This is a genomic window from Paenibacillus anseongensis (assembly GCF_009757995.1).
Taxonomy (GTDB): Bacteria; Bacillota; Bacilli; order Paenibacillales; family NBRC-103111; genus Paenibacillus_E; species Paenibacillus_E chondroitinus.
The window spans coordinates 917,801-938,754 of sequence record NZ_WSEM01000016.1 but is presented as its reverse complement, the minus strand read 5'-3'; the positions used below and the strand labels follow the sequence as shown (position 1 = coordinate 938,754).

General features: G+C 46.2%; 17 protein-coding genes and 1 other annotated feature. Of the genes, 12 read left to right on the top strand and 5 right to left on the bottom strand.

Annotated features, from left to right (window positions below; genetic code table 11):
• On the bottom strand, positions 1-3,111 hold the full coding sequence (locus tag GON05_RS20625; RefSeq protein ID WP_157321416.1) for a transglycosylase domain-containing protein: 3,111 nt from the start codon (positions 3,109-3,111) through the stop codon (positions 1-3).
• A gap of 128 nt (positions 3,112-3,239) precedes the next feature.
• Positions 3,240-3,518: a binding site (T-box leader), on the top strand.
• A 50-nt stretch (positions 3,519-3,568) separates the two neighbouring features.
• Here GON05_RS20625 and tyrS point away from each other — a divergent pair.
• On the top strand, positions 3,569-4,828 hold the full coding sequence (tyrS, locus tag GON05_RS20620) for a tyrosine--tRNA ligase (protein ID WP_157321415.1): 1,260 nt from the start codon (positions 3,569-3,571) through the stop codon (positions 4,826-4,828).
• A gap of 40 nt (positions 4,829-4,868) precedes the next feature.
• Here the strand turns inward: tyrS and rpsD are convergent, their stop codons facing one another.
• Positions 4,869-5,468: a 30S ribosomal protein S4 gene (rpsD, locus tag GON05_RS20615; RefSeq protein WP_157321414.1), complete on the bottom strand. Its 600-nt coding sequence runs from the start codon at positions 5,466-5,468 to the stop codon at positions 4,869-4,871.
• A gap of 373 nt (positions 5,469-5,841) precedes the next feature.
• Here rpsD and GON05_RS20610 point away from each other — a divergent pair, with 373 nt between their 5' ends.
• The 4 genes from GON05_RS20610 to GON05_RS20595 all read left to right on the top strand — a co-directional run bounded on the left by GON05_RS20610 (position 5,842) and on the right by GON05_RS20595 (position 9,429).
• On the top strand, positions 5,842-7,809 hold the full coding sequence (locus GON05_RS20610) for a sensor domain-containing diguanylate cyclase (RefSeq protein WP_157321406.1): 1,968 nt from the start codon (positions 5,842-5,844) through the stop codon (positions 7,807-7,809).
• A 173-nt stretch (positions 7,810-7,982) separates the two neighbouring features.
• Positions 7,983-8,660, top strand: coding sequence for a TVP38/TMEM64 family protein (locus tag GON05_RS20605; RefSeq protein WP_246069010.1), 678 nt, complete (start codon positions 7,983-7,985; stop codon positions 8,658-8,660).
• A gap of 110 nt (positions 8,661-8,770) precedes the next feature.
• Positions 8,771-9,019: an HPr family phosphocarrier protein gene (locus GON05_RS20600; RefSeq protein WP_127452161.1), complete on the top strand. Its 249-nt coding sequence runs from the start codon at positions 8,771-8,773 to the stop codon at positions 9,017-9,019.
• Between the two features lie 122 nt (positions 9,020-9,141).
• Entirely contained in the window at positions 9,142-9,429 is a 288-nt protein-coding gene (locus tag GON05_RS20595) for an Fpa/YlaN family protein (protein WP_056833125.1), read from the top strand.
• Positions 9,430-9,484: 55 nt separating this feature from the next.
• Here GON05_RS20595 and cax read toward each other — a convergent pair whose 3' ends face one another.
• Entirely contained in the window at positions 9,485-10,531 is a 1,047-nt protein-coding gene (gene cax, locus GON05_RS20590; protein ID WP_157321403.1) for a calcium/proton exchanger, read from the bottom strand.
• Between the two features lie 199 nt (positions 10,532-10,730).
• Here cax and GON05_RS20585 point away from each other — a divergent pair, with 199 nt between their 5' ends.
• Positions 10,731-11,111 (top strand): Asp23/Gls24 family envelope stress response protein, encoded by a 381-nt coding sequence (locus tag GON05_RS20585; RefSeq protein ID WP_127452164.1) that lies wholly within the window; start codon positions 10,731-10,733, stop codon positions 11,109-11,111.
• Positions 11,112-11,140: 29 nt separating this feature from the next.
• Here the strand turns inward: GON05_RS20585 and ftsW are convergent, their stop codons facing one another.
• Together ftsW and GON05_RS20575 are read right to left on the bottom strand one after the other, a co-directional pair.
• The gene (gene ftsW, locus GON05_RS20580; protein WP_157321401.1) at positions 11,141-12,289 is read right to left on the bottom strand and encodes a putative lipid II flippase FtsW; all 1,149 of its coding nucleotides are present in this window, start codon (positions 12,287-12,289) and stop codon (positions 11,141-11,143) included.
• Between the two features lie 13 nt (positions 12,290-12,302).
• Positions 12,303-12,650 carry a YugN family protein gene (locus tag GON05_RS20575; protein WP_181646160.1) on the bottom strand — a complete coding sequence of 116 codons (348 nt, stop codon included), beginning with the start codon at positions 12,648-12,650 and terminating at the stop codon, positions 12,303-12,305.
• A gap of 205 nt (positions 12,651-12,855) precedes the next feature.
• On the opposite strand from GON05_RS20575, the gene GON05_RS20570 reads away from it, so the two are divergent.
• The 6 genes from GON05_RS20570 to GON05_RS20545 all read left to right on the top strand — a co-directional run bounded on the left by GON05_RS20570 (position 12,856) and on the right by GON05_RS20545 (position 20,883).
• Entirely contained in the window at positions 12,856-14,025 is a 1,170-nt protein-coding gene (locus GON05_RS20570; RefSeq protein ID WP_157321399.1) for a M20 family metallopeptidase, read from the top strand.
• Positions 14,026-14,088: 63 nt separating this feature from the next.
• Positions 14,089-14,529 (top strand): CBS domain-containing protein, encoded by a 441-nt coding sequence (locus GON05_RS20565; protein WP_157321397.1) that lies wholly within the window; start codon positions 14,089-14,091, stop codon positions 14,527-14,529.
• Between the two features lie 194 nt (positions 14,530-14,723).
• Positions 14,724-15,884 carry a Gfo/Idh/MocA family protein gene (locus GON05_RS20560; RefSeq protein ID WP_127452173.1) on the top strand — a complete coding sequence of 387 codons (1,161 nt, stop codon included), beginning with the start codon at positions 14,724-14,726 and terminating at the stop codon, positions 15,882-15,884.
• Between the two features lie 58 nt (positions 15,885-15,942).
• Positions 15,943-17,016, top strand: coding sequence for a Gfo/Idh/MocA family protein (locus GON05_RS20555; protein WP_157321395.1), 1,074 nt, complete (start codon positions 15,943-15,945; stop codon positions 17,014-17,016).
• Between the two features lie 134 nt (positions 17,017-17,150).
• Positions 17,151-18,857, top strand: coding sequence for a DNA repair helicase XPB (locus GON05_RS20550; protein WP_181646159.1), 1,707 nt, complete (start codon positions 17,151-17,153; stop codon positions 18,855-18,857).
• Positions 18,847-20,883, top strand: coding sequence for a helicase-associated domain-containing protein (locus GON05_RS20545; protein WP_157321392.1), 2,037 nt, complete (start codon positions 18,847-18,849; stop codon positions 20,881-20,883). The genes GON05_RS20550 and GON05_RS20545 overlap by 11 nt, the downstream gene beginning before the upstream one ends.
• Positions 20,884-20,954: the final 71 nt, after the last annotated feature.

Genomic DNA, 20,954 nt, shown 5'->3' with positions numbered 1-20,954 from the left:
TTAGTCATTATAGGCAATGGAGGCAGATGCTTTGGACTCGCCTGAGTCACTGACAGCCGTTACTTTGTAGAAGCCATTGTAAGCTGCTGCATAATAATGAAACTCTGTTCCGCCTTCTACCGTGCCAAGTTTGGAGTAGGTGCCTTTTTCCTTGTTGCTATAGTAGACGTTATATTTTTTGACTTTTTCTTTCGCAGCATTTGCTTTCCAAGTGAGCACAATGCCTGCTCCGTCTGCTTTGGCTTTAAGTCCGGTCGGAGCGCCTGGTGAATCCTTCGTTGTCGTGTTTGGCGGTTCAGTTGCTCCAGTAGGCGGAGTGGATGCACCTGGGGCACCTGGAATCTGTGTGCCATCATCGGATGGGACAAATAGCGAATCAAGTGAGCTTCCGTCGGTATAGGCCGAACGACTTGGTGCTGATTCTTTACCAACAACATCGACAGCCGTCACATAGTAGCCCATTAGGCTTGATGCAGGGATCGTATCCACAAATTTCGAATCTGCACCGGCTAAAACAACTTTGCCGCCTAGTAGTTGGAACTTGCCGCGGTTATCCGAACGATAAATGCGATAACCGACTATATCCGGGTTCGGGCTTGGTTGGAATGTGATGGAGACCGTTTCTCCGGACTTTGTTGCTGTTATATTCGATGGAGCAGTCGGCTCTTTGCCGTCATCAACCCTTGGATCAGTTTCAGAAGGCGCATCGTCATCATAATCCGTCGGTTTGTAATTATCGATAGGCTTTCTGCTCTTCTCAGGAAGCTTGCTCATCGCGTCTTGGACTTCTTTGAGCAACTGAGAAATCGATTTCTGGCGTTTAATAACCGTTTTTTCTTGAACGAAATCGATCGGCGTTTGATCCTGCGCAATGTAGTTCAAGCCGTTATAGGAGCTGATTTTCATCCTCACCATGACATTGTCGACTTCCGTAGGCACGAATTTCTTGTTGAAAATATCGGTCACTTGAAGATTCGAGCTTGTTGTTAATTCGCTTGGCAGCTTACCGGATAAGCTGGATACAGTTGCCGATACGATACCATCAGGTTTGGCGAACGTTTTGGTAGGGAAGAGCTCCGGCTTCTGTTCGATCGTTTTATTCATGATTAAGGCCCAGACGTCTTTGGCGTGATTCGTTTGCAGCGTTTTGGAAGAGAGCTTATTGATGGGTTGATCATAGCCGATCCAAACGCCGACCGTAATATCCGGTGTAAAGCCCATGAACCATGCATCAGCATCATCTTGTGTAGAGCCTGTTTTACCTGAAATCTCAATTTTGCCGTAAGATTTATACTTTTTCATTAGATCGGTAGCGGTACCCTGGCTAATCACCGTTTTCATCATATCCGTAATCAGATACGCACTTTGTGGGGAGTAGACCTGTGTCGGCTTCTGATCATGAGAGTAAATCGTTTGACCGTTCGAATCTTTGATTTCGCGAATCATGAATGTTTCATTGTATTGTCCTTTGTTCGGGATAGAAGCGTAGGCTCCAGTCAGCTCTCTGACGGAAGTACCGCGGCTTAATCCGCCAATTACCCCGGTTTGGGCGTAATAATCTTCTTTTTGAATAGAGGTAATCCCCAGCTTTTTCGCAAAATCCCAGGCGTCGTTAATACCGACTTTATTCAAAAAGATATCAATGGCAGGGATATTGTAAGACTGGTTCAATGCTTTTCTGGCTGTCATCAACCCGTGGAACTTGTGATCCCAGTTCTCTGGCAGATGGAAACCTTTGACGCCGTCTTTGAGAATAATCGGAATGTCATCCACAATACTTGCCGGTTGAATGGCTCCTTTTTCTAAAGCCGGAATGTAGGCGGCGATGGGCTTCATCGTTGAACCAGGCTGTCTATACGCTTGTGTAGCGTGATTCAGCTGTTCGTCGAAGAAGTTCCGGCCTTCAATCATTCCCTTGATGGCGCCTGACTTGGAATCGATCATGATCGCGCCGACTTGCTCAATGCCTTTTTTCTCATCGTTTGGTGCAAAGTTCTTATCGTTGCTTGAGATTTCGTGCATGGAATCATAAATCGTTTTGTCAATCGTGGTGTAAATTTGATAACCACCGCGGAGCAGCTGAGTATGTATGCCTTTTAAAGCTTCATTATAAGCGGCTTGATTTTTGGTAGGATCAAGGTCTGGCTTTTGAATTTTCAGCAAAATCTCGGCAGCTTCCTGTTCCGTCTCAATCATCAGATACGGATAAGTCGTGTATGCTTTTTGAGCGGCAGATGGCATGGATCCTTTCAGATCAAACTTGAGAGCGGCTTGATATTGCTCGTTCGTTATTTTCTTTTCTTCGAGCATCCGTTTCAGTACAAGTTGTTGCCTGGTAACAGCCTTTTTAAAGCCATCTTCATCAAACTCCGGTTTACTTGTGAATGCCGAATACTGAGAAGGGGATTGCGGAAGTCCAGCCAGATAGGCGGCTTGGGCTACGTTAAGCTTGCTCAGATCATCAATGTCGAACAGACCTTTGGCAGCGGCTTTAATCCCGTATAGGTTGTAACCGGTTGAGCCGTTTCCGTAAGGGATTTTGTTCAGATAGGCGAGCAAAATCTCATCTTTGGACATCAGGCGTTCCATCCGCAGAGCGAGCAGCAATTCTCTTGCTTTACGGCCATCATCTCGATCCAACGTTAAAAATACCCGTCTGGCGAGCTGCTGCGTAATCGTACTTCCTCCGGTTTGGACCTCTTCATTCAACAGTTTCTGGGTCACTGCCCGGTAAAGTCCCCGGAAATCAATTCCGTGATGTTCGTTGAAGTCTTTGTCTTCAATGGAAAGGACAGCATCTAACAATACTTGCGGAATATCATCCAATTTAGCAAGACGCCTGTCTTCTTCGGTTCGCAATTGTCCAATGACCGTGTCGTCATTGAAGTAAGCAAAGCCGGTTATTGCGTTTTCCTGCATCTGCTGGCGAATTTCTTCCTCGCTGCGGACAGGATCTTTTTTGACCAGTGCACTGACATATCCAAATGCCGCGGAGCCGCCCACGATTCCTGCTAAAAAGGCAGAAATGAGCGTCCATTTTAACGTAATTCCGATTACTTTGAATGTCGTTCTTACCCAAGGGCGATTGATTTTGGCGAAAAAATTGCGCATAAGTTCCAATATCCTCCTTACATGAACCCTAATAGTATACCATAATTGCCCTCCCAGCGGTAATGATGTGTCGAAGAAAGGTGGATGCATCGTTTGACAATTGCCGGAAATCTATGATATAAATTGTATCAAATGCGTAGATAGATCAGCAGTAGGTAGCTTGTGGATGCTTTCAGAGAGCCGGTGGAGGGTGCGAACCGGTACCTGCAGGTTAGTGAATTACGGTCTGGAGCAGTGAATGGGAACTTGCAGCAACAGAAGCTGCATTAGTAGTGTTTGCCGATTAAACCCCGTTACAGGTTCTTGAGTGAAAATAGTTAGCCGTACACGGGCGTTGTTCCTATAGATGTACGTAACTGCTGTTTTAATTAGGGTGGTACCGCGAGTCAAGTCTTCTCGTCCCTTGTGGATAAGAAGGCTTTTTTGTATGCCCACATAACAAAGGAGATGGATGAACATGTCGATTTTGAAGGATTTGGAGTTTCGTGGATTGCTTCATCAAATTACAGACCGCGAGGGCTTGGACAAGAAGTTAAGCGAAGAGCGAGTCGTTTTGTATTGCGGGTTTGACCCGACAGCGGATAGCCTGCACATCGGCAGTTTGCTGCCTATTTTGACATTGCGCCGCTTTCAATTAGCGGGTCACATTCCTCTAGCACTCGTAGGCGGAGGCACTGGCTTGATTGGAGACCCTAGTGGTAAAGCGAATGAGAGAACCCTGAACGGGCCGGAAACGGTAGAAGCATGGTCTCAAAGCATTAAAGGTCAGCTATCTAGATTTTTGGACTTTTCATCGGATATCGAAAATAGCGCGGAGCTAGTCAACAACTATGATTGGCTTGGGTCCTTGAATGTGATTGAATTTTTGCGCGATGTAGGTAAAAACTTCACAGTGAACTACATGCTGGCGAAGGATTCCGTTGATTCCCGGATCACAAAAGGTATTTCTTTTACGGAATTCAGTTACATGATTCTGCAATCCTACGACTTCTTGAAACTGAACGAAACGAAAAATTGTTCCTTGCAAATCGGTGGAAGTGACCAGTGGGGCAATATCACAGCCGGTCTTGAGCTTATTGGCAAAACAACGGAGAGCAGAGCTTACGGCGTAACCTTGCCGCTTGTGACCAAAAGTGATGGACAAAAGTTCGGTAAAACAGAAGGCGGAGCGATTTGGCTGGATGCAAGCAAAACGTCCCCTTACCAGTTCTACCAGTTCTGGTTGGGTACAGCGGACAACGATGTTATTCGCTTCCTGAAGTATTTCACGTTTATCAGCCACGAGGAAATTGAGCAATTGGAAGTCGAAGTCCAAACGCAGCCTGAGAAGAGAGAAGCGCAGAAATTGCTTGCTCGTGAAGTTACGAAGCTTGTGCACGGGGGAGACGCCCTGGAGAGCGCGCTTAATATTACAGCGGCATTATTCAGTGGCAATATCCAGGATCTATCTCGTACAGAGATCGAGGAAGCCTTTAAGGATGTTCCGTCTTCGACACTAGAACAAGAGGATATGCCTTTGGTGGATCTGCTTATCGCTGTAGGGGCTGCACCGTCCAAACGCCAAGCTCGTCAAGACATTGAAAGCGGAGCTGTGACGGTTAACGGGGTCAAAATAACAGAGCTTGATGCGGTTGCCAAGGACTTGGGCAGACTCGGAGAGTCTTACATCGTTATTCGCCGCGGCAAAAAGAACTACTATCTGGCGCAGTTTAAATAAAATAAACCCCTTAGGGAATTCCCTAAGGGGTTTGCTTTTATTAACGGCTGTAGAACTCGACGATTTGTTTCTCGTCAATTTCTTGAGGAAGCTCAGCGCGCTCTGGCAAACGGGTGTATTTGCCTTCTACTGCTGCATCGTTGAACTCAAGGTAAGTTGGCAGGTGGTTACGGTTAGCAAGAGCTTCTTTCACAGCGGAAAGGCCTTTGCTTCTTTCGCGAAGGGCGATAACGTCACCAGTGGATACGATGTAAGAAGCGATATCTACTTTTTTGCCATTTACAGTTACGTGACCGTGAGAAACGAGTTGACGCGCTCCTGCACGGGAGTTGGAAAGACCAAGACGGTAAACCAAGTTGTCCAAACGGCTCTCAAGCAAGATCATGAAGTTCTCACCGGCGATACCTTTAAGTTTGGAAGCTTTGTCGAACAAGTTGCGGAATTGCTTCTCGTTCAAGCCGTACATGTGACGAAGTTTTTGTTTTTCATTTAATTGAACGCCGTAGCCGCTCATTTTTTTACGTTGTCCTGGGCCGTGTTGACCTGGAGGGAATGGGCGTTTCATGTCTTTGCCGTTACCACTTAAAGAGATACCAACGCGGCGGCTTAATTTGAACTTAGGTCCTGTATAACGTGACATTTAGGAAAAACTCCTTCTTTTTAACAAATAGTTTAGTAGATAGCATCTAGATGTCAGGGTGAAGACAAGTGCCTGGTTTTGCTTACGAATCATAATGTGATTCCCTGACAAGAGTAGTTCAGCCGCTGTCTTGGCAGGAGCAAAAGCAGTGAGGGTGATCACAAATGGCATTCACCGAAATCATGTTGTTACTCGACTTCTAATTTTATTAAAAACCGGGGCAAGTGTCAAGTCTCAATCCGTCAAAACAAATCGAAAATATCGTGCAATAACAGTCGAAAAATAGTATGATAAATGAGGTAACGTGTTAGCCTGGATCAAAAGAACTATAGTTTGTTAGTGAGGAGAGCCTATGAGTGAACCGCTTCGTAGTATGAAACAACATAGTTCGGCAGAGCACTTCGAAGAGTTTCTTCGGCAAGGACTTGTTCTTCCTAGCAACTTTTCCTATGGAGAATTCAATACGGATCAAGCGCTGCAAGATGCATTTGAGTATTGGGTTTATCAATTTGGACAAGCGATGCTACCGCATCAAACCGCATTGTTGTGCGTAAATAGAGATCTTCGTGTCATTAACGCTTGTTTAAATAACGCCCCGTTTATGGAGGAATACTCGCAGACAGGAGTGTCTTGGAACTTTGCTGAACGAGAGGAAAATCCTCTAGCCAAGTGTTTAGCCATTCCTCGATTACATGTGATGTCTGGCGAAGAACTGGATGTTTCAAGGCAGAGTTCGATGTATGCTGCCGCCATTCCGGTCTTGGACTCACAAAAACAACCCATTGCCTATCTGGGACTATTCTCCCATTTTCTTACAGAGACTAGCGGGCTAATTCAATTGCTTTACACCTTGTCGATATCCTTTCATAGCTGTGTACAAAGCATTGAGGATCGTCGCCGATATGACCATCTGTTGCTTCAAAATCAGCAAAGAGAGCTTGATTTTAAAAAGCATGACATCTTGTTTGAAGCCTCTAAAAAGCTGCATGCCAAAATTGATGTTGACTCGGTACTGACGGAGGCAATTGAATGCATGTACCGCGTGTACCCGCATATTCAAGTCGATCTGCTGCTCTCGCAAGATAACGATTCAACGAATCTGTCCGTTAAGCCCTTGAACTTTCAAAGTATTGAGAATGACATTTGTACGCGCGCCTTTATGGAAAGCACTGTGGTCTTTGAGCCGACGAAGGGCAGCGAAGGGCCAAGTACGGGGAAAGTAGCGGCGCCATTATCCGGTAAGCAGGGCGTGTATGGCGTTTTATATATGCAATTTGAGCATGATCTGATTCATGCCACCGATTTGCAATTTATTTCAATGCTCGCCGATACGGCAGGTTCGGCATTTGAGAATGCGAAGCTGTACGAGCAGTCGAATGTCATGATTAATGAGCTTCGCTTAATTAATGAAATTACCAAGCAACTTAACCAGAGCTTGCGGTTGAACGAAATTTTCAGCTCGGCTTCCAGTGAGATTTTAGGCATCTTTGGCGCCGATTTTTGCTGCATTTTGCAAACGGATCAAGATTCGGACAAATTAATTCTGCAAGCCACGAACTTGCCTGCGTTGTTCCATGAGACTTTTACGATGGACCAGGGCTTCTCCGGGCAAATTTGGAGGACGAAAGAAGCTGTTATCATTTCGGATTATCTGGCAACCCATAAGGTGAAGTCGAAATTCATGCAGGTAAGCAATGCCAGATCGCTCATCGGATCGCCTATTTTAGTGAACGGCCGTGTAGAGGGTGTCATTCTCGTGGCGCATAACAAGCCGAATTTCTTTTCCTACGATAACTACAAATTATTGCAAGTGCTTTCCGGGCATATCGGTTTAGCCATGACGAATGCCTCTTTGCATGCGGAAGTGAAACGGATGGTTATCACGGACAATCTAACCGGCCTTTATGCGCGTCACTATTTGGATGAGCAAGCGAATTTGCTGCAAAAGAAGGACTTCTGCGGTTCGCTAATCGTTGTAGATATCGATAATTTCAAACGGATTAATGATACACATGGCCATCAAATTGGCGACAAAATATTGATTCAGGTGAGTCAAATTATTAAAACCTGTATTCGCGAGAGCGACATCGCGGCCAGATGGGGCGGTGAAGAGCTCGCCGTATACTTGCCTCAAGTCGCCAAAGATCAGACGATTCGCATTGCAGAGCGCATTCGTACAAGAGTTCTTAAGGAAACCAGTCCGCAAGTGACTGTTTCCTGCGGGGTATCCGATTGGAACTGGGAAGAGGATAAAATTAGTGTTGAATCCTTGTTCTATCGGGCGGATATGGCGCTGTATCAAGCCAAAAACAGTGGGCGTAACCAAATTAAAGTCGGCTAGCTTTCCACAAAAACCACTTATCTATAGATAGGTGGTTTTTGCTTTTCATAACGTTGCAAAAAAAGGGCAGACTAGCTTCAGGCACGCATGCTTTTACCCTACTTTTCTCTTCCTGAACTAACGCTAACATGATACAATGGTTTGGTTAAGGGAAGGATGGTCGAAATTTGTCAGTGGCTAACAGAAAGCGGATACTTTCAATTCTACTTATTATCATTTTAGTCGGTTTTTTGGTTTATTTTTTCTTCTTTAACCACATAGGCATTAAACTTGCTCACAGCAATATGAGGCAGCTGTCAGATCATTTGAATGATCTTGGTTGGCCCGGCAAAATCATTGGCATGGCTTTGATATTTGCTCAAACTTTTTTTCCGTTTATTCCTTTTGTGCTGGTAGCCGGGACGAATGTTGCGCTTTTTGGGATTAAAGTAGGGTTTTTGGTCAACTATATTATGTCTTGTCTAGGAGCAATTGCCTCTTTTTATTTTGCTCGTTATTATGGACATGCCTGGGTAGAGAAGAAATTAGAACGATTTCCGCTTGTTACTCAGTTCAGCCGCCGCATGGAGCAGCGTGGATTTGTCTATGTACTTTTAGGGAGATTGATTCCGATTTTACCGTCATCGGCAATTAACTTTGCTGCAGGACTCACTCGAGTACGATTCACTCAATTTCTATGGGGCACTGTCATTGGGAAACTTCCCATCGTTTTTTTAGAATCCATGATTGCACACGATTTATTTCATTTTCACAAATATAAAGGAAGACTTCTCCTTCTGCTCGGTATCTTTGTCGTCTTAATTCTTGTTGGTAATGGTGTGAAGAAGGTGCTGGCACCCAAATCGAAATAAAATTGTTGGAGAATGCAGGAAATTTTCTAGTTGCGCTTTGTCACCTATCCAAGTTATCATATAGAAAGCAAGGCGACCAACTCATATGCAAATAAATGGAGGAATGAAATATGCCAAGTGCTAATAACGCCGCAATTGTTGAAATTTCACAAACAGCTAATAAATTTAGATCATCCATCGTTCTCCAATATGATAATAAGTATATCGATGTGAAAAGTATTTTGGGGTTGTTCACAACTCTGCTTAGCTCCAGCAAATATGATTTACACGTTCACGGTCCAGATGAGCAAGAAGCGAAAGTCGCTATGGCCGAAGTTTTCGCTAAGCATGATCTAGGGGTTAATGTTGTAGAAGACTAGATTAATGCCTGATGAAGGTACTCTCAGAATCTCTGAGGGTACCTTCTCTTGTATATTGGAGCAATTTCGCTTAATATAGATACATATAAGGACGGATGACTATGCGTATAGGGGGAAGTGGAATGTCTTCATCTGATCTGTTGTTGGACATGAATCAAAAAGCGCTTAATCTTCTTCAAGAAGATGCAGATAAAATCGAAAAGCTGATCGAAGTACAAATGGAAAATTTGACAACACGTCAATGCCCGTTGTATGAAGAGGTTCTAGATACGCAAATGTACGGTCTGTCTAGAGAAATTGATTTTGCCATCCGTGCGGGACTTATTTCCGAGATGCCAGGCAAGCAAATTCTCAGCAAGCTTGAACGTAACCTTGCTCAGCTATATGAAGCGCTGAATAACAAAAAGTAACCCATCATTCGGGTTACTTTTTTTGTTTGGCGTATGTACAGATGATACACGAACGTTAGACGAGGAAGAATACGACGCCCAGGATGATGTAGACAAAGAGCAGGAGGAGACCTTCATACCAATTGGTTGAACCATCCTGTGTGATGGATTTGGTGATGAAGACGGCGACCCCGATGGCGGCGATCTCATAGGTTGTGAAGACGATATTCATTGGCGTGCCGCTCATGAAGAAGCTGACTAACACTAGCACTGGAGCTACGAATAGCGCAATTTGCAAGGAGCTGCCGATGGCAATTTCAACGGCTGCACCCATTTTATTTTTCAGCGCCATCATGACGGCTGCGCTGTGTTCAGCTGCGTTCCCGATAATCGCTACGAGGAAGGCCCCGACAAAGAGCTCCGAGAATCCGAATTTATGGGTAACTTCCTCCAAGGTGCCAACCAGCCATTCACTCGTGAAAGCAACCATGACGGTGGATAGAACGAGGAAGAGAATCGATGTTGTTTTGGACCAAGCAGCCTCGCCGTGCTCAATGGATGCATCGGAAAGTATGCTTTTGTGGGTAACCATGGAGAACAACAGCCAGAGCAAGTAGGCGACTATGAGTAAAATCGCGACGATCATGCTCATCGTCGATGTTTCTTTAGACGTTAATCCTCCCGTAAAAATCGCAGGAATGAAAAGCGCTACGACGCCGAGAATCATCAAAGACGAGTTGTGGGAAGCCAGCTTTACGTTAAACGACTGCTCTTTGAACTTAAGTCCTCCTGCAAAAATACTAAGCCCGAGCACCAGCAGGAGATTCCCGATGATAGCCCCGGTAAGGCTGGCCTTCACGATATCGTACAAGCCGTCCTTCACAAGGAAGATGGCGATGATTAGCTCTGCTGCGTTGCCAAACGTGGCGTTAAGAAATCCGCCTACCCGTTCGCCAGCATAATGGGCCACACTTTCAGTCGCTTTGCCCAGGAATCCGGCGACAAAAATAATCGCGATACAGGCAATGACGAATTGCAGGGTTGTATCCATATGCATGTAGTGTGCAATCCCTGTCAATACAAAAGAAATGATTAAACCCGCATAAAACAATTTACCTTTCAATGTACACCCTCCGACTCTTCAAATATTGGAACTTTTTTACTTCTTTTTACTATACCCACTTTGCCTGATAAAGTAAATTCGATTTGGACATTTGCGGCAGTTCTTGCTTTCATCTATTGAACTTATTACAATAGATTTATACCAGAGTGGAGAAGTTTGGCATTCCATTCAAAGAACCCTATATTAGGAGTTGATCCATATGTCCGAAGACAATCAAACCGGTTTAATTCGTATTTCTGATGATGTAGTATCCACAATAGCAGGTCTAGCAGCTCTTGAAACGGCTGGCATAGCAGGAATGTCTGGCGGCATTTCAGAAGGCTTAGCTAAGCGCTTGAGCGGTAAAAACGTGCAACGAGGCGTATCAGTAGAGGTAGGTCAAGTGGAAGCTGCCATCGATTTACGCGTTATCGTCAATTACGGTTCCCGTATTCAGGATGTATGCAGGGATCTCCAAGAGAACGTTCGGGAAGCTGTCGAGAATATGACAGGTTTAAATGTGGTTGAAGTGAACGTTAAAGTAGAAGGCGTTGCTTTCAGAGAAGAAGAACTTGCAGACGATCCTCTTCGTGTAAAATAAAAAAAAGACCCAATCGAATTTCGTGTCGATTAGGGTCTTTTTTTGGTAGCTGGTTCTTCTTTGCGTATTTGTTCCCGAGATATGCTAAGTATAATGCCCATACTAATCAGAGAGACCATCATGGAAGATCCTCCGGCTGATATAAAGGGGAGGGTTACCCCGGTTAGGGGAATGGTTCCTGTGACGCCTCCAATATTAACAAAGGCTTGAAAGCCGAACATCACCATGATTCCTACCCCTGCAAGCATGCCGAACATATCCGGACTGCGAACAGCAATAAGGATACCCCGCCAAATGAAGAAAATGAAAATAAGAATAAATAGAGAGCTTCCTATAAATCCTAATTCCTCACCAATAATGGCAAAAATAAAATCGTTATGAGCCTCAGGCAAGTAGTGCAGCTTCTGGATGCCTTGTCCGAAGCCAGCCCCGCGCAAGCCGCCGTGTCCAAATGCGTATAAGGACTGGACAACCTGATGTCCGGCACCTTGGGGATCCGAGAATGGGTCCATAAACGAAGTTATACGGTCAATTCGATAGTTGTTGCCATCGGAGCCGCCTTTTAACATATAAAGGGCTACGCCGATTGCACCAAGGGTAAGCAAGCTTGTCCCCAGCATGAAGATGTGCTTCAAATTGGAGCCGCCAACCATAATCACGATGGCCGAGCAAACAAAAAGAATCATGCATGAACCAAGATCCGGCTGGAGCATGATCAGGAAACAGACGAATCCGACAACAATCAAGGCGGGGAGAAGCCCCTTTTTGAAATTGCGGAAATTCTCGTCCTTATTGCTAATTAACGAAGCCAAATACAGAATGACAATCAACTTGGCGAATTCTGTTGGCTGAATGCCGAATTTACCAAGCGTGTACCAACTGCTGGCTCCGTTTGCTTTGGTCGTGAAGATTACGAAGATTAGGGCAATCACGATAAAGAAGAACGCTGGGATGACAAGCTTTTTGAGCTTCGTGTAATGGAGATTCATGCAAAAGAGCATGCCGATGGTTCCAATCCCGACTGCGATTAACTGTTTTTTCGTGAATGCCCAGGGATCTCCATAATAAGCGCTTGTCATCGAGCTTGCACTGAAAACCATGGCCAGACCGAAGCATACAAGCACAAAGGTTAATAGAAGCAGCAGAAAATCCGGCGTTCCTCTTCGAGGTGGATTCATGCTGTATCCTCGCCTAGTCCGCTAATGCTTGCTTCAGCTGATCCAATTTTTGCTTGGAAAGTTTGAGCACGGATTCAGGAATTGGTGAATCGTAGTCCAAACCATGCGGGAATGTTTCTCTGCCTATGTATGCATCCTCTAAAAACAAAATGGCGTAAGGGGATTCCAGTTTGCCCGATTCTACACGTGCGTTCACGCGCAAGAAGTATACGGATTTGCTTGCTTTATCTTCCATTTTGAAATCATATGTAGCACGAGTGTATTCCCACTGCCAGCGCACGAAACCTAGCTTCGTCGTTACTTCATCCAGGTGAGCCAGATCGCTTTTTAAGCCTTTTAAGCCAGTTGCTTCAATAATCACTTATAACGCCTCCATATTGTACGTATGCATTCTTTATTCATGATAGTATGTTTCCAATGGTTCTGCAAGTCGATAGCTTTGTCTAATTTCTAATATTTGATGGCACTTTGGAGATGAAACTGGCGCATTAATTTGGTAGAATAGGTTCAATCACTTAGGCAAAATATGAAATACCTACATATAAGGATGAACGGAGGAGTTATCTATGATTGATTTTCAAGCGGACTTACAAGCCATTTATGAAGAAATGGTTGGCTGGAGGCGCTATCTGCATCAAAACCCTGAACTCTCCTTCCATGAGTACCGGACGGCTGATTTCGTAGCAACCCACCTTCGCAGTTGGGACATTGAAGTCCGTCAAGGCGTTGGCGGCAATGGCATTGTCGGGCTTCTTCGCGGCGGCGAAGACGGACCAACCGTTGCTCTGCGAGCCGATATGGATGCTCTTCCTATTCAAGATGAGAAAAACTGCACATATGCATCGCTGACCAAAGGAGTTATGCATGCATGCGGCCATGATGCCCACACATCTACTCTACTCGGGATCGCCAAGGTTGCAAGTAAACGCCGGGCTGAGCTGAAGGGCAACTTGGTTTTCCTATTCCAGCACGCTGAAGAAATCACCCCTGGCGGGGCGGATGCCATGATCCAAGATGGAGCGCTTGAAGGTGTTGATGCTGTGTTTGGCGTACATCTGTGGACACCATTCCCAGTCGGCAGTGTTTACTCCAAAGCGGGTCCATTAATGGCAGCTCCCGATGAATTTACCATCCAGATTCAAGGGAAAGGCGGCCACGGCGGCTTGCCGCACCAAACCATTGACAGCATCTATGTGGCTTCTCAATTAGTTGTGAACCTGCAATCGATTGTTAGCCGTCAAGTAGATCCGATTGAACCATGCGTTGTAAGCATCGGCTCCTTTCACGGAGGGACGAGCTTCAATGTCATTGCAGAAACAAGCGCGTTAAGCGGGACTGTCAGGACTTTTAACGCAGAGCTTAGACAAGATGTCAAGCAGCGCATCGAACGGATCGTACAGTCCACTTGTGAAATGTATGGAGCTGCTTACGAAATTGATTATAAGCTGGGCTATCCAACGGTAGTGAATGATGCGAATGAAGCTAATCGATTCTTTAAGGTAGGTGCTGCATTATTTGGGGCAGAAGCTACACAGGAATCTCCACTTATTATGGCCGGAGAAGACTTCTCTTATTATTTGCATCATCGCCCGGGCTGTTACATGTTTGTTGGGGCGGGTAATGTCGAAGCGGGGATTATCCATCCGCATCACCATCCCAAATTTGATATTGATGAGAAGTCCATGCTGAATTCGGCTAATTTGCTGCTTGGAATGGCTTTGGATTATATGGCATGAATGCCGTCTATCCTTTGGAGAATGCTATGTCTGTAAGACAACTCTAAGGGAGGGATCGTGGACATGGCTGGGAAAACAGTTCGGGATATTATGAGTAAAGATTGCGTGACAGTGACTTTGCAGGATAATGTATATGAAATTGCTTTGAAAATGAAACAACACGATATCGGATTTGTTGCCGTTGTTGACGGTAAGAAGCTCATTGGTGTTGTGACCGACCGTGATTTGGTCGTCCGCGGATATGCGGAGAAACATTCAGGTTCTACAGCCGTTGAGAAAGTAATTACGAAGGATATTGCAACGATAGATCCGAATACTTCTATTGAGGAAGCCGCCAAGATTATGGCGAAAAATCAAATCCGGCGGCTGCCGGTTGTTGAGAACGGCGAGCTCGTTGGCATCGTAGCCATCGGAGATCTGGCAGTGCGCGGCAGCTTCGAAGATGAAGCCGGCCAAGCACTCGGCAAAATCTCTTCCGACAAAACGCCGGTTGGAGCAAGATAAAGGATTAACAAGATAGAGGACTAATCTTAGTATTTTGGACCGGGCATCCGGTCCTTTTTACTTGGCGAAAGCTCGGAACTGTCAAAGTTCGCAATAAGGTAGTCAATCTGCGACAAGATGCGAACTGCTGAAATATGCTACATTGGTAACGTGTTCAATTAATTGTGAATCTGACAAGAAAAAGGTGAGTACATATGGAGAAAGTTAGAATTGGTATTATCGGTCTGGGCAACATGGGAACTGGACATGCCAAATATTTGGTGAAAAACGAAGTAAAAGGCGCTGAATTGACAGCTATATGTGAATTCAGAGCGGATCGCTTGGAATGGGCGAAAGAAAACCTAGGTCAGGACATCCAATTATTCGACAATCTTGACGCATTTCTAAACTCAGGCGCTATTGATAGCGTACTGATTGCGACTCCACACTATGATCATCCCGAAGTAGCGATAAAAGCTTTTAAAGCTGGACTTCATGTTCTGTGTGAGAAACCGGCAGGCGTATATACGAAACAAGTGCGCCAAATGAATGAAGCAGCTAAAGAGTCAGGCAAAATCTTCAGCATGATGTACAACCAACGTACAAATCCTTTATATAAAAAGCTCAAAGATCTGGTGGAATCCGGTGAACTCGGCGAAATCCGCAGAACCAACTGGATCATTACGAACTGGTACAGATCCCAAAGCTATTACGATTCAGGCGGCTGGCGTGCAACATGGGCTGGTGAAGGCGGCGGTGTTCTGATTAACCAGGATCCGCATCAGCTTGATTTGTGGCAGTGGACAATTGATATGATGCCGAAGCGTGTTCGCGCGTTCTGTTACTTCGGGAAACACCGCAATATCGAGGTAGAAGACGATGTAACAGCATTCGTTGAGTACGAGAACGGCGCGACAGGGTTGTTCGTTACGACAACAGGGGAAGCTCCGGGAACAAATCGTTTTGAAATTTCCGGCGATCGCGGCAAAATTGTTATTGAAGACGGCAAGCTGACATTCTGGCGTTTGCGCGTTTCCGAAAGAGAATTTAACGAAACATTCAAAGGCGGATTCGGTCAACCTGAATGCTGGAAAATCGATATCCCAATCGAAGGCAAAGAAACAAGCCACATGGGAATTACTCAAAACTTCGTTGATGCGATTCTTCACGGCACACCGCTTGTTGCTCCAGGGGAAGAAGGCATCAAAGGCTTAATGCTTTCCAATGCAATGCTGTTGTCCACGTGGACAGACAACTGGGTGGATCTGCCGATTGACGAAGACCTGTTCGAGCAACATTTGCAGGACAAAATCAAAAATTCCACCGTTAACAAAGAAGCTGGCTATAAGACTTTCGATGTTTCCGCTTCAAGATAAATAAGACTAACCATTTGACCCTATCGATACATGGGTAAGATCGTGGAGGAATTCGGATATGCAAAAAAGCGATGGAATGAATTATGCACCAAAAGGTAAACCGAACATCGTCGTGCAAAAAGGTGAGTTCGTCTTCGCAGCAATTGCCTTAGATCATGGTCATATCTATGGGATGTGTAATGGTTTACTGGAAGCTGGAGCAGAATTGAAATGGGTCTACGACCAAGATCCTGCGAAAGTAGCAGCTTTCATTGCGAAATACCCGCAAGCCAAAGCAGCTTCTTCGGAGCAAGAAATTTTCGATGACGCGGAAGTTAAACTGATTGCTGCGGCTGCAGTTCCATCCGAGCGTGGACCGTTAGGTATCCGGGCGATGGAGAATGGCAAAGACTACTTTACAGACAAAACGCCATTCACTTCATTGGATCAACTTGCCGCTGCCAAAGCTAAGGTAGAAGAGACTGGCCGTAAGTATGCGGTTTACTTCAGCGAACGTCTGCATGTAGAAAGCGCTGTGTTTGCCGGCCAATTGATCGAAGAAGGCGCTATTGGACGCGTTGTTCAGGTCATCGGGCTTGGGCCGCACCGATTGGGTGCTGCAGGCCGACCGGATTGGTTTTTCAAAAAAGATAAGTATGGCGGTATTCTATGTGATATCGGCTCTCATCAAATTGAGCAATTTCTGCATTATGCGGGATGCAAAGATGCTACCGTGGTAAGCAGTAAAGTCGCGAACTACCATGCGAAGGATTATCCGGAGCTGGAGGATTTCGGTGACGCTACACTTGTTGGGGATAACGGCGCAACCAACTATTTCCGTGTGGACTGGCTGACACCGAGCGGTCTTGGAACATGGGGCGACGGACGTACGCTGATTCTGGGAACAGAAGGATATATTGAGCTTCGTAAATATATTGACATTGCGCGCGACCCGCAAGGAGATCAGTTGTACCTGGTCAATCAGCAAGGCGAGAAACACTATAGTCTTCATGGACAAGTAGGGTTTCCTTTCTTTGGCCAATTGATCCTTGATTGCATCAACCGTACAGAGAATGCGATGACGCAGGCTCATACGTTCAAAGCAGCAGAGCTCTGCTTGCTTGCACAGGAGAAAGCAGTTCGCGTTGAATAGAAATTATTAAACGGGTAGTCCGGCGATCACCGCCGGGCTGCCCGTTTTGCTTTTTTATGAATAAAACAGACAGGCCCAATAGGTTTAAATCCAGTCCTTTCCTTTCATACTAGTGAGAAAGGAGATGGCAACCAGTGAAAGTAGATCCTACTCGTCCTCTGATCGTACAAAGCGATTTGTCAGTCTTATTGGAGACACATCATCCTGAATTCGAGTCCGTTCGGGGGATTCTATCCCGTTTTGCGGATCTCATCAAAAGCCCTGAGCATCTCCATATGTACCGGATTACACCGTTATCGCTGTGGAATGCAACGGCTGCCGGGATGCCAATCGAACAAATGTCAGCTTGTTTGCAGCAAAATGCGAAATTCGGCGTACCGTCCTCTGTGCTAAGCGGGATTCGTAAATATGCAAACCGCTATGGCTTGTTACGCATGGAAGACGTCGGCAGCGAACTCTATCTCGTCAGCGATGATACGGTCATACTAAGAGAAATTCGTGCGTACGATTCGCTGAAAAAATATTTGGAAGATACCCGCGGCGAGCGGGCTATTGCTATTTCACCGGCATATCGCGGTGTATTGAAGCAGGAATTAACCAAACTCGGCTTTCCGGTTGAAGATTTGGCTGCATACCGAAGCGGTGAATTTCTTCCGATCCAGCTGCGTGATGAAGAAACAGTGGAAGAGCCTTTTCAGCTTCGCGACTATCAAAAGAGTGCCGTGGATGCCTTCCATCGCATCGGAGAAGGGGGAAGCGGCGTTCTTGTGCTGCCTTGCGGGGCAGGTAAAACGGTGATTGGTATCGCCGCCATGGCAAGATGCAGCTGTGCCACGTTGATTCTTACGTCGAATGTCACATCCGTAAAGCAGTGGAAGCGGGAAATTTTGAGCAAAACAGGGCTGGGCGAAGACCAGGTCGGCGAATATAACGGAACAACAAAGGACGTACGGCCAGTCACTATTGCAACGTATCAAATCCTGACACATCGTGGAAAAAAAGAAGACGACTTCGCTCATATGCGTTTGTTCAGCGAGAGAGAATGGGGGCTTATCATTTATGATGAGGTGCATCTTCTCCCTGCCCCTGTTTTCCGCGCAACGGCGGACATTCAGGCGACCCGCAGACTCGGGTTGACCGCTACGTTAATCAGAGAAGATGGGCGAGAGGAAGACGTATTCTCTTTAGTGGGGCCTAAGAAGTTTGATATGGCTTGGAAAGAATTGGAGTCGCAAGGTTGGATCGCTAAGGTTACCTGTCAGGAAGTGCGCGTTCCGCTCTCCGAAAGCGATCGTGACCTGTACGGCGCTTCGAGCGCCAGACAGCAATTTCGTATTGCGGGGGAAAATAGCGCCAAGCAACAGGTGATAGATCATTTGCTGCGGCTCCATGCCGATGAACCGACTTTGATTATTGGTCAATATATTGATCAATTAGAGCAGATTTCAGCTCACACCGGCGCGCCGATGATCAGCGGTTCAATGGCCTATGAACACAGAGAGGAGCTGTATGATCAATTTAAAAAGGGGCAGCTGCCCTTGCTCATTGTCTCCAAGGTGGCTAATTTTGCCGTTGATTTGCCGGATGCCGCGGTGGCTATCCAGGTTTCCGGCAGCTATGGGTCGCGCCAAGAGGAGGCTCAGCGCCTGGGGCGCATTCTTCGCCCGAAAAGCAGCGGCGCGAATGCAGCCGTATTTTATTCCATCATCAGCGAGGATACGAAAGAGCAGGACTTTGCCATGAAACGTCAATTGTTTCTGGTTGAACAAGGTTATGAGTATTGCATTACGCGTTGGAGTCCTGATACGAAAGATCGTAAAGGAGAACAGTATGAGATATGAGCATGTCGTAAGTCGAATGCCGGAAGCCCTGAAGCAGCTTATTTCCAGCCAAACCTGGTGCGCATCTTACATCAAAGAGGGAGTTTCACTGCCTGATCTGCTGACGGACCGGAAATATCTCTTAAGACTGCTGTCTCATTTGTCAGTAGATGAGAAAAATACCCTTCGTCTTATTCTTTGTGCATTCGGCTGTGAATCGTTTACTAACGCTGCGCTTGAAAAGCAAGCGGGTCTCCGTATGGCCGGCGCGCAAGTCGCCATTGGCCTGGTAGGCCTTAGACGGGCAGGCGTTATTGCCGCTTTCCGCAAAGCCTGGGGGGAGCAGCTTTTTGTGCTGCCAGAGGATGCCTTTGAGGCATGGCAGGGACTGCTTTTTCCTTCCGTAAAGCTTAAGACTACTGTGGATGAAAACGCGCTAGAGTTAATACCAGCGGGGTCTACCCAAACGATTGGCTCGCAGGAGGAAGAAGCAACCGTGCATCCGCGAGGTCTTGCCCAGCAGCTTTTTCACTTTATGGTAGCGTGTTCGCAGCAGTCTTCCCTTCCCCTGACGAACAAAGGGACATTACATAAAAAGCAAATCTTAAAGCTTACGCAGCACCTCACGCTTCCGAATGACTTGCTGCGCGCCGCGGGAATTACCTACGCATTCAGGGATATTTATGATGATGGTGCAGCGCTGATGTTAGAAATGGCTATCCGGATGGGATTCATTTCGGGGCAGGGTGATCAGCTGGTTATGTGTAAGGACGCTTTCCTGACATGGCTGGATGACCGCTATGAGAGTCAACAGAAGGCGCTTTACGGCGTTTGGCGGCAGCTGCAGCTTCCTGCACCTGTCTGGCTTCAACATGGCTTAGCATGGATGGAGAGGGCGGAAACAGGCCAATGGGTTGAGCTGGACGCTATCGTTGGAGCGATTATGGACTGCTGCTCCGAATACGATCAGCTGAAAGAAGCTGATTCTCTTTCGCGTGCGCTCTTCTCTTGTTGGATTGCGCCGCTGTCCATCTTCCGTTTTATAGAGCTTGCTGCCGATAAAGAAGGCGGTGTATGGTTTCGCTGGCTGATTTCACCGAGGGAGGAATGGGAATCAGAGGCAGGAATCAGTGATGACCCACCCAATGTTACGGAAAAACAATCGACGTCTTCTTCACTTTATGTGCAGCCTGACTTCGAAATTCTGCTGCTTCCAGATGTTTCGCTTCGAACGGAATGGGAGATCGCGGCGTTCGCCGACCTTAAACAAACGGATCATGTTCGTACTTACCGGATGACAAAAGAAGGCTTTTATCGCGCTTGGGAAATGGGGCAAAGTAGTGAAGAGATCATCTCCATGCTGCAAGAGAATGCGTATTATGATATTCCTGAGCCAATAACCATAACGCTGCGGCAATGGGGGGAGCAGACCGGCAAAATGCATTTTGAAGAAGTGACGCTGCTTCGCTGCCGATCGAGCGACATTGCAGACGCCCTGCTTAGAAATGAGAAATGCCAGCCGTTTCTTCGGGAACGTATCGGCTCAGCTGATTTTGTCGTGCCCAAAACGCAGCTCCCTCAGCTTACGAAATGTTTAGAGAGTATGGGCTATAACCCTAAAAGCAGCCGTAAGGATGAGAGTGATCCGGGAGTCAATACCGCCGCCAAGGGTTCATACGGCAATCAGACAACGGGTTTGTTTTATTCCAGAGATTCCATCCAGCTATACGAGATGGATGCCGAGCTTCCAGAAAGAGATGGCTTGTACCCGGATATGAGGGATATCCCGTCAAGTTGGCTGCAGGACTTTCGTTCTTACCATGGCTCCACGCGTAAAGAAATGATTCGCAAGGCCATTGAATGGAAGAGCTGCTTACAATTGCGCAAAGAAGGGCAGAACCGCTTCATCATTCCTAGAAGTTTGCGTGAAGAACGCACAGGTTGGATTCTGGAGGGCCTAGAAGAATTGCAAGAGATTGCATGGTCTGGCGAGGATTGGGAAGAAATGAAATTGATTTTGCCGGGGATTAATGATAAGGATATCTAGAGAAAAGGAAGAAACTCTTGAGGAACTGTGGTATAGTAGAGATGTCAGATACTCTTTAAGAGGAAGGAAGT